At 43.3% G+C, this 16,605-nt stretch carries 12 protein-coding genes; 6 read left to right on the top strand and 6 right to left on the bottom strand.

All coding sequences use genetic code 11. The features are described from left to right. Nucleotides 1–395 precede the first annotated feature (395 nt). Both JJQ88_RS21745 and JJQ88_RS19905 read right to left on the bottom strand, forming a co-directional pair. Nucleotides 396–3,386 (bottom strand): FIMAH domain-containing protein, encoded by a 2,991-nt coding sequence (locus tag JJQ88_RS21745; RefSeq protein WP_349237164.1) that lies wholly within the window; start codon nt 3,384–3,386, stop codon nt 396–398. 74 nt (nt 3,387–3,460) lie between these two features. Then, on the bottom strand, nt 3,461–5,446 hold the full coding sequence (locus JJQ88_RS19905) for a ligand-binding sensor domain-containing protein (protein ID WP_210367788.1): 1,986 nt from the start codon (nt 5,444–5,446) through the stop codon (nt 3,461–3,463). A 370-nt stretch (nt 5,447–5,816) separates the two neighbouring features. Between JJQ88_RS19905 and JJQ88_RS19900 the strand changes: the two genes are divergently transcribed. Genes JJQ88_RS19900 through fdhF form a run of 3 tightly spaced genes read left to right on the top strand, consistent with a single transcriptional unit; the run spans nt 5,817 to nt 9,994 of the window. Continuing rightward, nucleotides 5,817–7,076 (top strand): L-lactate MFS transporter, encoded by a 1,260-nt coding sequence (locus JJQ88_RS19900; protein WP_210367787.1) that lies wholly within the window; start codon nt 5,817–5,819, stop codon nt 7,074–7,076. Between the two features lie 48 nt (nt 7,077–7,124). Further along, nucleotides 7,125–7,925, top strand: coding sequence for a formate dehydrogenase accessory sulfurtransferase FdhD (fdhD, locus tag JJQ88_RS19895; protein ID WP_210367786.1), 801 nt, complete (start codon nt 7,125–7,127; stop codon nt 7,923–7,925). A 17-nt stretch (nt 7,926–7,942) separates the two neighbouring features. Continuing rightward, nucleotides 7,943–9,994 carry a formate dehydrogenase subunit alpha gene (gene fdhF / locus JJQ88_RS19885; protein WP_246861311.1) on the top strand — a complete coding sequence of 684 codons (2,052 nt, stop codon included), beginning with the start codon at nt 7,943–7,945 and terminating at the stop codon, nt 9,992–9,994. Between the two features lie 541 nt (nt 9,995–10,535). On the opposite strand, the gene JJQ88_RS19880 is transcribed toward fdhF, so the two are convergent. The 3 genes from JJQ88_RS19880 to JJQ88_RS19870 form a co-directional block, all read right to left on the bottom strand. Then, nucleotides 10,536–10,985, bottom strand: coding sequence for an SMI1/KNR4 family protein (locus JJQ88_RS19880; protein ID WP_210367783.1), 450 nt, complete (start codon nt 10,983–10,985; stop codon nt 10,536–10,538). Between the two features lie 15 nt (nt 10,986–11,000). After that, nucleotides 11,001–12,209, bottom strand: a complete 1,209-nt coding sequence (locus JJQ88_RS19875; protein WP_210367782.1) for an HNH/ENDO VII family nuclease — start codon at nt 12,207–12,209, stop codon at nt 11,001–11,003. A gap of 97 nt (nt 12,210–12,306) precedes the next feature. Further along, complete coding sequence (locus JJQ88_RS19870) at nt 12,307–12,594, bottom strand: hypothetical protein (RefSeq protein ID WP_210367781.1); 288 nt, start codon at nt 12,592–12,594, stop codon at nt 12,307–12,309. A 343-nt stretch (nt 12,595–12,937) separates the two neighbouring features. Between JJQ88_RS19870 and JJQ88_RS19865 the strand changes: the two genes are divergently transcribed. The 3 genes from JJQ88_RS19865 to JJQ88_RS19855 all read left to right on the top strand — a co-directional run bounded on the left by JJQ88_RS19865 (nt 12,938) and on the right by JJQ88_RS19855 (nt 15,383). Further along, on the top strand, nt 12,938–14,143 hold the full coding sequence (locus tag JJQ88_RS19865; RefSeq protein WP_210367780.1) for a hypothetical protein: 1,206 nt from the start codon (nt 12,938–12,940) through the stop codon (nt 14,141–14,143). A gap of 30 nt (nt 14,144–14,173) precedes the next feature. Next, on the top strand, nt 14,174–14,503 hold the full coding sequence (locus JJQ88_RS19860; protein ID WP_210367779.1) for a hypothetical protein: 330 nt from the start codon (nt 14,174–14,176) through the stop codon (nt 14,501–14,503). 85 nt (nt 14,504–14,588) lie between these two features. Further along, nucleotides 14,589–15,383 carry a hypothetical protein gene (locus tag JJQ88_RS19855; RefSeq protein WP_210367778.1) on the top strand — a complete coding sequence of 265 codons (795 nt, stop codon included), beginning with the start codon at nt 14,589–14,591 and terminating at the stop codon, nt 15,381–15,383. Nucleotides 15,384–15,851: 468 nt separating this feature from the next. Here JJQ88_RS19855 and JJQ88_RS19850 read toward each other — a convergent pair whose 3' ends face one another. After that, nucleotides 15,852–16,394 (bottom strand): T6SS immunity protein Tdi1 domain-containing protein, encoded by a 543-nt coding sequence (locus JJQ88_RS19850; RefSeq protein WP_210367777.1) that lies wholly within the window; start codon nt 16,392–16,394, stop codon nt 15,852–15,854. Nucleotides 16,395–16,605 lie beyond the last annotated feature (211 nt).

Below are 16,605 nucleotides of genomic sequence, written 5' to 3'. Positions count from 1 at the left end.
TCTATCCTTTGGAGCGATTTGTGAATTCATGGCTTTTGAGAGTGCTCTTCCAAACAGGAATGCTCATATTTATGAACTTTGTTTATAACAAACTCTTTTTCTAAGGCTCCCTGGCACTGCGCTTTCCACTGGCGTGCCGGGAGGCTCCTCGGTGCTTTGCGGCCTCAGGGGGTCTCCCCCCCTGCCCCGAACTACCGCTAATGTCTACATGATGCCTTCCGCACCAACCAACAAATATTAAAAATCAACACTGGTCTTTAACATAGCCTTCTTAAAAAAGTGGTTCATATCTGGTGTATAAATATTGCAGCTCTTAACGTCATTTCCGAAACTATAACGAAAATAAACAGGCAGCACTTTTAATGGAAAACGGAAGTGCTGCCTGTTCTTCTTGTTTATTGAATTTTCCCTTTTAAATAACTTATGTCATTCAGCAATTGTTCTTTTACAGTAAGGCTTTCCCTGGCATCCAATTTGACAATCAATTCTTCCATCTTATTTAAATGATGGCTGGATTGGTCTATTGAACCTTTTTGGTAATGGTATTCCGCCTCGTGCAAGTGGTTGAGTAGCTGTTGGTTCAGACTTAAAGGGATTGCTTCATTGGCTGTTTGTTTTTGAATCCAGTTTTTTATCGATTCGAACGTTGCGTCAACTTTCACTTCAACTTCATTGGAAGTCACTGTTTTCCCTCTCCAGACAACCTTTGCATGGATTTTTGCGGTCCCAGGGTCATTCGCTAACAAGGAATCGCGCTCCACCTGAACGACTGATGGATCTGAGGAAATGATTTCACTTTCCTTGAGGTCCACAGCCTCCCCGTCACCTTTTGTGCCAATAACTTTGAACTTTGTGGCATTTCCTCTTGTTAAAGTTGTTGTTTCAACCTCCAGCTCTACTTTTTGCAGGACTTCAGAAGGTTTAACCCTTTCATATAAACCGAATTGGTCAAAATACGCATCGGCCATAGCATATGATGTGCTTAAGGCAAACAACCTGGCAACGGAAGCTTCCTTTGGCGCCCTGATTGGCACTTCGACCTTCTGCCATTCACCATATCCTGATCTCACTTGGACATATTCTTCATGAAGCTGTTTCCCATTCTTGTCATACATTCGCACAAGCAGACTCGGTGTTCCTGATGCGACGTTCATCATCGCCGTGCCTTTATAGACTTCACCAGGAACGACGGTGATTGCTTCACTGTATACGGCGACTGAATTCTCTCTCGTCTGGTCGAGGATCTTCAAGCTTTTTGAACCTGAGTATGGCCTATCAGCCGATACTTCGTAATGATGGTCGGGAGCTGTCCCGAACATCGAAGTCCAGCCTTCAAAATCATCTTCAAAACCGGGATTCCGGACCTCCATTTCCTCCCATGAATACTCTCCATCCTCGATTACTTCAATTTTTGATACAAGGGTCCTGTTGTCCAGACGGGCAAAATAAATATCGCCGTCTTCCCCAATATCATACGATACCGTATTCGTGATAAAGCGATGCTGCAAGGTTTCAGGATCAACTACATACAATTTGCTGCCGATATTGGCATAAAGGAGCCCTGTTTCCGACCATTCGAGGTGGATTGCGTTCCATGCTCCCTGCTCCGGCACCTTATCCACTTCCACACTTTTCACGACATCCAATGAGTTAGGATCCAATGCAAAAACAAAGCCTTTGGAAGCTCCCCAGATCAAACCATCCTCCGGGCCAACTTTCAATTCGCCAATATGCTCCGGTTTATCCAGACCTTCAAGCTTCAGGCTGGCCATTTTTAAAACGGATTCAGTGTTAGGATCCCAAACAAAAATTTTCGCCTCGTCTTCTGTTGGTGTGCTGCCAAGGCCGCCGTAAATGCCAGTTGACCCATAGACTAATCCATCCTTATAGGCCAATCCCTGAATGCTTTGGTTAGGAACAATATTCCTGAATACCTTATGTGTCTTCGTCCCAGGGTTGTAAACTGTCAGCGCGCCTCCGAGTTTTCCATAAGTGGGAATACTTCCAATGAACAGATTCCCGCCGCCATGAGCCATACTATGAAGACGATCCTGCTCATTGCCTACAACGAATAACTTCTCAGCAGGACCTGTCGGGTTTTTCGCGGGATCCACTACATGGACGCTTCCTTCCGGATAAACCCCGAAATAGACCTTCCTATCCATCTCATGGATGGTATCCGCCTGCCCCAAAGACATTTTGCTGAACTCCCCTGTCTTTGGATTCAATACGGCACCTGTTGCACCTGTCATGCCGCTGATATAGATAGAGTCATCGGAATAGCTCATGATTTTATTGGTGACATTCGGTGTTGGAGGTACGACAGATGGATATTGAACCATGGTTTCTGTCTCGATGTTAAAAAAAATGACCTTGCCATCAAAAGTGATTGTCGCAAGGCTCTTGCCAGGCAATCTTTCATCACCCTCAATTTCAACCCAGTCAGCACCCCTTAAGCCACTGCCATAGGAGATGTTCGTCTCACCGATTTCCAGGGTTGTGAGATCAACGAATTTCAGTTTTTTGCCGCTGATTAAATATACTTTATTATTTAGAGAATCTGCTACATGCAGGCCATTCACATCCGGAATGACAATATCTGCCCATTTTTCCTGCTCCAGGTCATAAATGTACATCTTTTTTGAATCAGAGTAACGGGCAAACAGATATTTTCCATCGACAACATTCAGGTCATATACAAAACCGCTTTCATCCAAGCTTCCGGCAATATCCACTTTTTCGCCAGTCTCAACGTTCAACTTCATGATTTTCTTATGAGCGGTACCAGCATAGATAAAACCTTCATGGTAATCCATGGACCTTACATATTCCTGTGAGATTTCCCCGATCATTTTTCCGTAGTCACGGAGAACATCGGTTTGTTTGTCATATTTGAATACCTTGCCACTTGGGTAGGTGCCAATATAAGCATTGCTCTTTTCATCCACCGCAAGTGCCCATAGAGATGCTTCCGGTATTTGGACAAGTGCTTCCACCTGCTTAGTCACAGGTGAATACCTCCATAAAAATTTCCCAGCAGCGATATAAACCGTGCCGTCTGGGGCGACTTCGTGCTGCCAGGAATCTGCTGCTCCCCCTAAAGGAAGGCTTCTCAGCAGCTTGTTATTATCGAGATCGATGACATTGAACATCGCTGGAACACTTTTGGAAGTCGTGTAAAGGACATCAACCCCATCCTCTTTTCCAGCGGCGCCATCATATATGGTTGGTGAGCTATTGAGCGGAGCCCCCAATTCGATAGGCGGGGAAAATTCGGGGAAAGGATCTGAATTAGAGCCTTCCGCATTAGCTGCAGGCATGTATGGCATGAAAAGAACCAGGCACAAAAAGAATCCAAGCATCCTGCTCAATGATTGTTTATTCACTGAAAAACCTCCTATCCTGATATTGAAGGCTCTTTCCGCATCTGGTTGTGAAAAGAGCCTCAATCCATGATTCTTTATCTGTCAAATCTCAATAGCTCTGAACCTCGCGCAAAGTAAAGGTCACCCTGCATGTCTTTGGCAAAAAGTGCAGCATTCGTCTCAAGTATCTCGACTTCCCATGAGTCAGGATTAAACTTGAACAGCTTTCCAGTAGATGTTCCGTAAAAATGACCATCTGCATCAAAGCTTAAGAATGCCCCCCTCCAGTAGTGGCCGACTTTGGTCCAGTCGAAGGGAAATAATTCTTTGGATGCGATGACTTCGCGCTTTTCAATATCAAATTTAAAGATTTTTCCCGGGCTCATTCCCCATAAGTATCCCTCATCATCAAATGCGAGCGCGCCAATCGCTTTTTCTCCTGGCAGCGGTGTTCCTTCATAAACCTTTTCCTTAGTAGCAGGGTCAAAAATGAACAGTTTCGCCTCCTGGGCGACAGGGCTGATTCCGAGGCCGCCAGAAACGCTTGTGCCGCCGAATACTAACCCATTTCGATACTGCAGTGAGATGACACTCTGATCCTGAACCACATTGCGGAATACTTGATATTGATGCGAAGCTTCATCAAGAATCGTCAAGGCTCCTCCCAGTTTGCCATAGTCAGGGACAGTGCCGATAAATACTTTGCCGTCACCTTGCGCAAAGCCAAATGGACGGTCCTGGCCATAAGGCCGTAATGAAAATAGCCGTTTTGGATTAGTAGCTTCAGTTACATTTGTCGGATCATGATCATAAGGCAAGTCCGGATTGTACTGATAAATATCTGCCCCCGCATATACACCGAGATATAAATACTTATCAGTCGAAATCATATTCTCAGCCTGGCCAAATCCTGTGAATCTCGTAATCTTGTTATCTGTTGGGGAATATTTCGAAAATCCTCCTGCAAGGTAGCCGCTTGTATAGATGTTGCCATCTGGCCCTGTACCGATTGATTGGATCGTTGTCGGCTGGCCTTCCATATCCGCCTGCATAAACTTATGCTGTCCAGACTTTGGATTGTAAATCCAATACCTTCCGTTGAACAACACACTGACAAGACTTGGGCCGGTAAAACCCGGTTCGCCAAGATGGACCCAGCCAAATCCCTTATTGCTCCATGCATCCTTGAATCCCAACGCCTTAACTGTATGGTCTAGTAAACTATAAGAATGCAACTCATTATCCTTGTTGAAATAAACAAGATTTTGCGGCCCTGCAGGTGAAACCTTGACCCCTTTTACCCCGCTTACTTCATTCACCCATTCTCCTTTTTTCAAATCGTAAACTAAAAGAGTGGAGGAATCTGTAATTCTCGCAAACAGCAGGTGTTTGGCAATATCAAGGTCGTAGACCATTTTCTCACTCTTGTATTTTTCCGGGAGTGCAATTTCACGTTTTTCACGGGTATTGACATCAAATTCGATTAGATGTGCCTTAGTGCCAATCCCCACGAATGCTTTATCCTTGTAGATGGCAATACTCCGGGAATATTGTTCCCCCTCAACCATCGAGCCGAAATCAGTGAACTGGTTCGTTGCTGGATCATACATAAACAGCTTCCCATTCGGGAATGTCCCGCCAAAGATCCTGCCTTCCTCATCAGATTTAATATGCCAAAGAGTGGTTTCCGAAGAAGTAGCCCTCCCCAGGTCATCCACAATGTCCGAGGATGGAATATACCTGAATAATTTCGACCCTCCAGCTATGTAAACGTTTCCAAAAGGGTCCTTGGCAGTTCCCCATGCCTGCGACGCTCCAGGAAGAGGGTGGGTTGAAATATTTTCACCGGTCTTAGCATCAATGACGTTCAACATTGCGGGGCTTCCATTGGAAATAGCGAAAATCGCTTCACCACCATGTGGACCTGTCCCCACTTCCGAATTGAGAATACCAACTGTGTAATTCATGGTGCCAAGGTTTTCAACTGCTTCCTGGGCGTGAGCTTCACTATCGGGGTAAGTCGTGATGAAGGGGAAAATTAAGATGAGTGAAAGCATACTGAATAGAACTGTTTTCTTCATTCCTTAAACCTCCTTCTGACATCTGAACCAAATCTATAACCAACTGGTTCATAACTGGTTCACCTAAAAGTTTACAGGATAGAAAACGTTTAATTCAATAGAATTTTCTGAAATTTATGAAATTGGGTGCTTTTGGCCTACTTTTTCCAAATGGACAATAAATGCTCCAATATAAACTTGGAGTGATGACCGTGGTTTGACCTCCAATCCGAAGGTAGCATTTTCCAGCGAAGGAACTGTCCCCTATCTAGTTCCTGCCTTCCTCTCTCTTCATTATTCCTTCTAAAATTAAAATTTCTGAATTTCGTAACATTTATTGTCATAAAGTGTATCGAAGCTATAAACAAGTTAATAAAGGGGGAAACAGTGAATGGCTGAAACGAAGAAGAATCGCTGGTTGATTGCTGCTGCCGCTGTGGGGATTCATATCTCGATTGGTTCTGTTTACGCTTGGAGTAATTTTACGAACCCGTTAAAAGATTTGTTTGGCTGGTCAGATTCTGAAGTGGCCCTTTCCTTCAGTATCGCAATTTTGTTCCTGGGTCTTGCGGCGGCATTTTTGGGCCATTTTGTGGAAAAGCATGGTCCGAAGAAGTCAGGGTTACTGGCGGCGACCTTTTTTGGAATCGGGATTGCTGGTTCTGGTATTGCCGTCTTGCTAGGTTCAAAGATTCTTCTTTATCTCTTTTACGGAGTTTTAGGCGGTATTGGCCTTGGTGTTGGCTATATTGCACCGGTGTCAACGCTCGTAAAATGGTTCCCTGACCGGCGCGGGCTTGCCACGGGGCTCGCAATCATGGGATTCGGCTTTGCTGCAGCCGTTTCCAGCCCGATCATGAACAGTTTGATTGAAAGTGTTGGCGTCACAAACACGTTTTTCATTCTAGGAAGTGTTTACTTCATTTTAATGACCGCATCGTCTTTGTATTTGGAAAAGCCACCTGAGGGATGGATGCCGGAGGGCTTTAAGGAGAAGGTCGAGTCCGGTGCCGCAAAACCAGTAATGGATCTTTCACAGCTCACGGCGAACGAAGCGGTAAAAACAACCCGTTTCTGGTATTTATGGCTGATGCTGTTCATCAATGTCACCTGCGGCATTGCGATTTTGGCGGTGGCTAAACCCCTCGCGATGGAGTCGATTGGAATTGGAACTGCCGCCGCTGCCGCTATGGTTGGCGCAATCGGGATTTTCAATGGCCTGGGCCGGATTGGCTGGGCATCCATTTCAGATTTCATTGGACGGCCGAATACGTATACAACCTTCTTCGTCTTGCAAATCGGATTGTTTTTCATGCTTCCGCACACGACGAATGCCCTTCTTTTCCAGGTGATGCTTGCGGTCATTTATACGTGCTATGGCGGGGGATTCGCGTCGATTCCAGCCTATATTGGTGATTTATTTGGCACAAAACAGCTTGGCGCCATCCATGGCTACATTTTGACAGCGTGGGCAGCTGCCGGCCTGGTCGGACCCATGTTTGCCGCCTATATAAAGGATACGACCGGTTCGTATGCCGGCAGCTTATCGGTGTTTGCCGGCTTATTTGTCGCTGCCTTCATTATTTCCCTGCTGATCAGAGTCGATATGGCTAAACTTCGAAAACAAAATGAATCAGAAATAACAGCTTAGATTTACGTTCTTCCTATTTTGTTTTTGGACGGGGAGGAAACAAGAATCGTGAAAATGACGAGAACGAAACGAACCATTACCCATTATGAAAATGGGAACGTTGAAACAATAGACGACGATATTGCGACCGAAAAGCCGTATACGATTAAATTGAATGAAAAAGAGTTTGCTACTCTGGTCTGTACACCTGAAGACATTGAGGAGATGGTTATCGGTTTTTTAGCTTCAGAAGGTGTGATCAGAAAATTCGCCGACATCGAAGATTTATGGGTTCAGGAAAAAGAAGGTTTTATCCATGTGAAGACAAGTTACAGCAATCCTTTTTATGAAAAGTTTCACTCGAAGCGGTATATCACCTCCTGCTGCGGCAAAAACAGACAGGGCTTTGTCTTCTTTAACGATGCGAGATTATCGCACCATTTCAAACAGGTGAATGTTCGATTAACCTATCAGGATTGTTTTCGATTAATGGAAGAGATGCAAAATCGTTCAGCTATTTTCCAGGAAACAGGCGGGGTCCACAATGCGGCATTGTGCACGAGAAACGGTGTCTTGCTGTCCCGCCTGGATATCGGACGCCATAACGCCCTGGATAAAATATATGGCTACTGTCTGCGTCATCAAATTTCATTGGAAGATAAAATCATCGTGTTCAGCGGGCGGATCTCGTCTGAAATCGTCACAAAGGTTGCCAAAATCGGCTGTGAGGTGGTGTTATCGAAATCCGCACCGACAGAAATGGCACTCGAGCTTGCAGAGGAATTGGGAATGACGACTGTTGGCTTTATTCGGAAAAATTCATTGAATGTGTATACAAGGCCAGATCGAATTGTAGAAGAAATAGATTAAGGGGGTATAAAACCGGCATGCATGCGCAACCAAATCAAGTGGAAACGATATGCGGTTTTTGCGGGACAGGATGCGGTCTTGTCGTCGAAACGGAAGATAACAAGATTAGCAAAGTAAAAGGATATAAGGAAAACCCTTCAAGCCATGGGGAAACCTGTGTAAAAGGCGCACTGGGATGGGGATATCTCCATAGCGACCGGAGGCTGACCCAGCCGCTGATCCGGAAAAATGGAGAGCTGACACCTGCGAGCTGGGAAGAAGCATTGACTCTGATTGCCGATAAATTTGCGGATATCAAAGAAAAACATGGCCCAGATGCCTTTGGCTGCTTCAGTTCTTCAAGATCGACCAATGAATTGAATTATTTAGCCGGAAAATTCATGCGGACGGTCATCGGTACTAATAATATCGACAGCTGCAACCGAACCTGACACGCTCCAAGCGTCACCGGTCTGGTGACTGTGTTCGGTATGGGTGCTGCAACGGGGTCTTATGACGAACTCGAGAACACCGATGTGATTCTTGTCTGGGGAAGCAACACCCAGGAATGTCACCCGATTATTTTTAACCATATGCGCCGCGGCTTCAAGAATGGGACAAAAATGGTCGTCATAGACCCCCGCCAAATTGACCAAACGAAACTGGCTTACAAATGGCTGCCGGTCCGGGTTGGAACCGATATTGCGCTGGCGAATGCGATGGGTCATGTCATCATCGAAGAGGACTTAGTGAATAAAGAATTCCTCCAAAAGGCTACAGCACAGTTCGAGAAGTATAAGGAAGAGGTCAAAAACTACACCCCGGAATTCGCGGAGCATGTCACTGGCATTCCTGCGGATGATATCCGGGACATCGCCAGGCTTTACGCAAATGCGGATAAAGCAACGATCTGCTGGACATTGGGGATTACAGAACATCATAACGGAACCGAAAATGTCTTTGCTTTAATTAACTTAGCATTATTGACCGGCCATATCGGGAAGTATGGCTCCGGGCTCAATCCACTCCGGGGACAAAATAATGTCCAGGGCGGCGGCGATATGGGAGCCCTGCCGAACAGGCTCGTTGGCGGTTGGAATTACGACGATCCTGAAGGAAGAAAATTGCATGAACAAGTATGGGGTGCTCCAGTTCCTGAAAAGATCGGCAAGCATCAAACATTGATGCTCGAGGCAATGGAGAAAAATGAAATTAAGGCGGTCTATGTAATCGGCGAAAACCCGGTCCAATCCGATGCCAACGGAAACCAGGTGGAAAAGATATTTAAAGACCTCGATTTTCTCGTAGTCCAGGACATTTTAATGACAAGAACGGCGATGCTTGCCGATGTCGTCCTTCCGGCAACAGGCTGGGCTGAAAATGATGGGACACTGGTCAACTCCGAACGCCGGGTTCAACGCGTCCGCCCTGCTTTAAAAGGACCAGGAGTTTCCCGGCATGATCATGATATCATCCAGGATATCGCCAATAAAATGGGAGCGAAGTGGAACTATCAGTCTGCGGAAGAAATCTGGGAAGAAATTCGCAAGCTTGCGCCAAATTTTGCCGGGATCACATACCAACGTATTGACAAAGAAGGCGGCCTGCAATGGCCGTGTCCAGATGAAAACCATCCAGGAACCCCATTCCTTTACAGCCGACTCTGGTCAAAAGACATAGGAATGAAAGCGAAATTTATGCCAACCCACTACCAGCCCCCTGCAGAGGAGCCGGATGAAGAATTCCCTTTGATGCTGACGACCGGGCGCAGACTGCAATTTTACAATACAGGTGTGCAAACAAGATATTATAAAAAAGTGAAAAATGCGGAAGAATCATTAGAGATTCATGCTGAGGATGCTGCAAAATATGGATTCAAAGACGGAGATCAAGTAAAGGTAAGCTCCAGAAGAGGAAGTGTCGTGACCAAAATCAACATCAGCAAAAAGCAGCCAAAAGGCTTAGTCTTCATGTCCTTCCACTTCCCTGATCAGGCAAGCACGAATGTCTTAACGAATTCTGCTACTGACCCACTTGCTGGGACTGCGGAGTTTAAGGCATGTGCTGTGAGGATTGAGCCCGTAGAGTGAAATGAGGATGGTTTTACCCGCACAAAACTCTGATTAAGGATGTGGTGGAACAGTTCCCCATGTCTTTAATTAAAAGCAAGTATAATCTTAACTGATCAAAACACAGATAAAACAAATGCTACTATCTATTTAGATTATGATTGAATAAAAACCACCAGTGAGATAACGGGTGGTTTTCCCTGCGGCTGAAAGCCTTTGTTACTGACCAAACCCTAAAGGGCTATTGAAGGGTTCGCCAATTGTACTACTTCTACTGGCCAGACCTCAAAGGCCTTCTCCCCTTCTAATTTCGTTTCTTTTTCTAAAGCATCATCCAATGCAAAGTTAAATTTCTAACAAAAAACAAAAACACCTGTTACCTAATAAGGCAATCAAGTGCAATATAAAATACTTCATTACTATTTGATTGAAATGTAATCACGTCTAATTATAGTACAATTTTCCAAAAATAAAACATCATTATAAAAACTCTTGATGGTACACCATCAAGAGTTCTTGGTTTTCTTTAATCTCATTTATAATTTCTTTCTATTTTTCTATCTTAAAAATCTTCTTCCCAAGCTTCTTTTGCATCCAACAACCTTTGTGATAAAAACTCATAAAAATTTTCGGCCGTATTGTAGTCATCAAGTCCTCCTTGTTTATTCCACGCTATTACTGGGCACTCATTATTCACCATATTGCTTGTATCTAAACAATAGGCATATTCATCTATATCTTGAATAACTATTAAATTCTCACTCATTCCTAAATCCCTATAACTCTCCGTTTCAATAACAACAGTAGCAATATTAGACTTAGCCACTCCTAAAATATCTACACCATATAAACCACCAGACCCATAATTATATAAAAACCACTTATAACTTTCTGGCAATTTTAACTTTAGGGTATCTTGAACATAATCAATTTGTTTTACATCTACTCCTCCAGTAAAATCATCTGGTTCCATATTTCTGTTTATAAAATCAGTTAATTCCTCTTTATTCATTTAGAATTTCTCCTTTTACAATTCACCTTTATCTATTTGTTTAGCTCTCCATCTCCAATATTTCGATCTAAAGTTTTCATATTGCTTTTTCAAAACAGGGTCATTTCTAAAGCTTCCACCATTTTCCACTAAACCATGCAGTATTCTATCATATTCTTTATGCATACTACTCGGGAGCTCCACCATTGATTCAGGTTCTCTTTGGATTAGATGATGAAGTTCTATTTTCGTCCCATCTTTCCAAATTGGAGGTCTTCCACTTTTCATTAATTGATAATTTGTCTTACCAGTTTTAGGGTCCACTCTCTCATAATTAATATCTATCCTTTGAAAAACTCGTCTGCTAGTATCCCTTACTTCTCCATTAATTTTAGCAGTACCATTATACTCTACAGCCTTATTGTTTTTATATTCTTTACCCGCACCCTTACCAACCTCATCACTCTTCCCCGCCACAATCCTCGAAATCTGTTCCTTCGCTTCCTGGAAAGCTTCCCGGACGGTTGTGCGGTAGGCACCCACTCCAACGAGTTGGACTTGGAGGTTCATCGGGATAGGCACGTCGCCGATCTTCTTGACGACGTTGTCGAACCAGACTTTGGTTGCGGCGAGCGGGCCGACGACGACGTCATCGTAGACTTTCTTGAAGGTCTGGCGGACCTTTCCTGTGTCGAGGACGTTCTTGACCGACATGAAAACCTTCGAGTCCTTGGCGAGAATCGGGAAATCGACCTTGGATCCCGCCTTGCCTGCCTTCGCTCCGGCAACGGCGACTTTCCCTCCCACTCCGACTGCTTTTGCCGGTGGAAAAATCGACAGCCCCAGCATGATGGAGGCTAGTGTCTTGTCCCCGGCTGAGAGTTTCTCCCCTGTCACCGGGTCGTATTCGCCAGTGAGACGCAGGAGGTCGTACCAGCCCAGCATCTCAAGCAGGAAGTTGCCGGCTTTCCCGGACATCTTCCGGTCTGCCTCTGCCATTTTCGCTGCCGTCAGCTTGATCAGCCGCTGCGCATCGTCGAGCTTGCTTTTATATCGCTTAACGGAATACTTGAAATCCGCCTCGAGGTTATGTATATAGCCTGGCACCGCTCCGGGGAAATTGGCGAGCAGGGAATTGAAGTGCCAGTTGATCGCATTCAGCGCCTGGTCGCACTCCTGTTCCGCCTTCCCGATTTGCCAGGCGAATTCCTCCAGCTCATCCACCTTGATCTGCACCCGGCTCATCGCAGCGCCTCCGCCTTGTCCTGCAACCTGCGGATTTCCCTGGTAATAGCATTCATTAAATCGTTACCTACAGTATAGGACTTGTTCCCGTCTACCATCAGCTCTCCCGCAATCCGCTCGTATGCAAATCTGAAATTTCTACACCTCCTAAGACAGCATATAAAATTTCATTGTATAGATTACCATACTTATCAAATTTATAGTTGTCCATTCCATCATAGATGCCAATCGATTCTATTAAACGCTTTATCGGTCGTCCATCATTTTCCATGCTCTCATATCTGAATCTAGATCCAATATAATAAGTGGCACCAATATGTCTCTCATACGGATTGATTCCCCCTCCTGGCTCCAGCAAAGGCAGGGAGCATTCCTCGATATTCATATATTATCGTTCATGTGCTCCTCCGCTATCGGTTCGTATACCTGCCGCTCCATCTCCTGCCTTACATTCCTTCTGTATTCTTCAATTTCGTCTTCATCTACCAAACATGAAACCAAAGTATGGGTAAAGGGTAATCCAACCGAAGGAACAAAAAACCGTTTTCCATTCGACAAACTTCGGTGATATTATAGAAAAAAAGCGAAGGATAGGCCCCACCGCTTTGGAGCACGAGAACCGTCCCTTTGCTCCTCCAAAATGATATCATTTGACGAAGCACTATGAATATTAGATATTAATAATTAATTACCTTTATTTTCTAAAATTTTAGGAGGTCTTTCGGACATTGCAGTCAATAAAATTTAAGGGTGGGTTTGTTCATAGCTTAAATCCTGAAGTCAAGCAGCTTGCTTCTAAAGTTGGTATCATACAAGATGATGTGTATCAAGTGAAAGAGAGTTTAGATGCCAGGATTTCTGGACGACGTTCGATTGGAGCCAACCTTGCAAAAGCAGGCAATTCAATATCGAGGTTAGAACAACGTCTGGATGAGTTGTATGGTTTTATAAATAAATCTGTAGAGGGATATACCGCTGCAGAGAATTCGGTGAATAAGAAGGCCGAATCTCTCGTGGTTTCATGGAATCGAGCATTCGGAGCTGAGCATTGTACCAAGGAGATGTTGCATCAAAGGTCTAAGCCTAAAGGTGAAGGTTTAGACAAAAAGTCCTCATCAATTTATGACATACTAAAATATTTTGAAGCAATGAATCAAAAGATGAGCTTATTTGATATAGCTCTTATAGGGAGCCAGACAACTGGTGTTGGAGCGGCTCTGGCAATTTCTCGCAGATTGGATATTGACTATATTGATGGCAGGCCTTCTTTATGGCAACGATTAAAGGGTGGATATAAGTTCTCTGTTTCGGCAGATGCATCCTGGACCAGTAAAGGGCGTTATAGCAGCAAGACGGCTAAGTTGATCTACGATTTTTCGAAGTCCACTCCTTCGAACCTTATTGCTAAACAGCTGCATAAGTTTGTTACCTCCTATACCAGTCCGGCTTCCCTTCTAAAACATGCAGCTGGTTTTCCGAAAAATGCTACTATGATGAAAGCGTCAACTTTAACGAAAGCTTTTGAAAAACGAATTACGCTTGGAGCAAAGGAGGTTGCCCGAACAGTTGCTGAAGCGAAAGGTTTCACTACTGTAGGTAAAAGAATCCCGCTAGTGGGCTCTCTTATTAGTGTGGCTGCTGGTTTCGGTGAACTTGTAAACCCTGAAAACGCCGGAAAGACCAGGGTCGAGAAAATTGGAAGAGCTACAGCTTCTATAGCAGGAGACCTTGGTGCAATCGCAGTTGGCGCAAAAGCTGGAGCCATGATTGGCAGTTTAGGAGGACCTCTTGGAGTTGTGGTAGGCGGAGCTGTCGGTGGACTAGTTGGCGGAGTCGCCAGCACAATGTTAGGAGATGAGATCAAGGACCTGGGTGAAAAAGGCGCCAATGGTGTGGGGAATGTCTATAAGTCAGTCAAAAGCTGGTTTAAATAAAATAGAATGTAATATAAGGTGGAAATGTGTATGGAGGAAGTTCTTTTTTATCTAGATAATGCTATTGTGATGTGGTTTATTGTTCAAATTACGTATAGTTTTTTGCTGTTAATGCTTGGAAACGTGATGATGGAATATTATGAATGGGGTACTTATGAAAACCCGGCCACCGCCTACCAGAAAACAGTGAATTTCATTATGGGCTTTCTAATTGGAGTCGGTCCATATATATATAAGAAATTGTTAAAACATCCGTGGTGGAAGAGGAAACTGTATATGCTTGGATCTGTTTTGGCCATGTTCATTGGGAGCATTATTTTTTATGAGATGTTCATGGGAATCGTACGTAAAATTTTCTAAAGGGTAATATTTTGTATTTTGTTAGATATAGCAACTAGATAATTGGGAGAGAAAGAGTAGATTGGTTGAAAGGAAGATGTAAAAAATGAAACCTGTGCTTACATGCACCACGGAGGAGTTGGCATTATTAGTGACATTCAGTGGTTATCCTGAAGTGGGGAAGGGAATAGCCGAATCTTCATTGGGAACTCGGAGTCCGGAAGTTTGGGACAGTGTCATGCAAGCAACTATACACCAGCTGATTCTCAAACAACTTTGGGATTATGAGAGAGAAGCTATAAACGAGGCACCTATAAGTGTAGAAATGGAAAACTTCATCAAATCCTATGTTGAATCTAAATGGATGATCCGTTGTTCGCATCAACCAGAACAACATATAATGATGATCCATAAAGTTGATGGTGATACATGGCTGTCTCATTTAATCGACAGGGATATCATGCATGAATTTGCCTATATAACAAGCGATGAATTGGCTGGACATATAGCAGATTATTATTCATTCAAGGATATTCAGTTTAAGGAAGACTTGGCTTTCCACCTTACTGAAGGCGATTTCGATCAGCTGAGCAATCCAGAAAATGTAGAAAAACTAGCTGTGGATACTTACTTTTTGCCTGAAGAAAAAGCAGCCTTTAGTCAATTTTTAAAAGCATTGAATGCCCATAACTGGTCACTGAATAACATTTCTATTTTCAATCTGCCAGACTTGGAAGCGGACCCTTTGCTCGCGAATATTCTGTTCTTTTTACCCTCCAACAACGGCATATGGATCGCAGAATATACAGAAGCTGAAGATACACCTGTTCACCTGCAACTTCATCCCCGCGAGAGATGGGAGGAAATGCTGGAAACGATTCATTTCGTTACAGGTGAGTAAAAAGCACAGGGACAAACTCGATACTTTTTCTGTATTGTTTTAAAAAAGATAATTTCTCCATCCGAAGTCACTCCTTTTTATTTACCTAATTAAATTCATTTTATTGTCGTGCGAAAGGATTCAAACTAATCCATCGTGTTCTCGACATTGCAGCCTGCCATTAAAATAAGAAAGAACCAAAAAGTTCCTTTGCTTCTTATGAATATCCTATTTTAGCACTCATTGACAGAGGAAAATTTGAGAATCCAATGGTTGAGGCTGTAAGGAACCAGCCTCCGTATACTAGAAAGTCAAATAAACCTAGAAATTTCACAAGTAAAGTTCGTAATGAGGATGCGAACTACAACTTTGAAAACTTATTCATCCAATGTCGTCCAAAGTTAAAATTTCTAACAAAAAACAAAAACACCTGTTGCCCAATAAGGCAATCAAGTGCTTATAGTTAATTCTGTAACATACTCTTGAACATTACTGAACTGGTCCCATAAATTCAGTAATCATAAGAATATGTTCCTTCAATTTAACCTTTTTTAAGTTCTCTACTTTTTCTGCTCCCCCTAGACCTAATAGAGGTGTATAACCGAAGCATTCATCATAAGATACTTCTCCATATATTTCTACCGCTTCAGGATATGGTTGCCACTTTAAATATTCAACTCTAAATTTTTCCGACTCCAAACTTTTAAAAAAGTATAAAAAATTGGGCATAACAGTTTTAAGTACACCTAATCTATAGTTCAGCAACCTTACATAACCATCAGCCCAAATCACTAAATCTCCCATACCTGTTGAAAATAATACTACTGAATCAGTATATCTTTGACTACTCTCATGTAAGATATCAACGTACTCCTCTGGGTTAACGCTTTTTAAATAGCCTTGCATAAATAATCCAAATCCATAATCTTGCCATAGATTTATAATTTCTAGAGGAACTACATTTTTGTAATTTTCAATTACCGCATCAGGAACCTTACTATTCAACCTAAAATCCTTCAAGATATTATCCATCCATACAATCTCCTTAGTTTGTTAATTGTCTAATAACTTATATATTTTTACCTTTGGTATTATGAGCTTTGTCATTCTTGTTTATGGCAGACTAGAAATGTAGGAAACGGCAGCTAATTTATGTACATAAAAAGGGCCACTTGCCAACATCCGAAAAAATACATACACTCCTGTTTGGGCATATCTTTACGGGAGGTAGTATAGGAGATGT

The sequence above is a fragment of the Bacillus sp. REN3 genome, from assembly GCF_017912555.1.
Classification (GTDB): domain Bacteria; phylum Bacillota; class Bacilli; order Bacillales; family Cytobacillaceae; genus Mesobacillus.
Note: the sequence above shows the minus strand (reverse complement) of the source record. Positions and strands in the feature narration are given on the sequence as shown.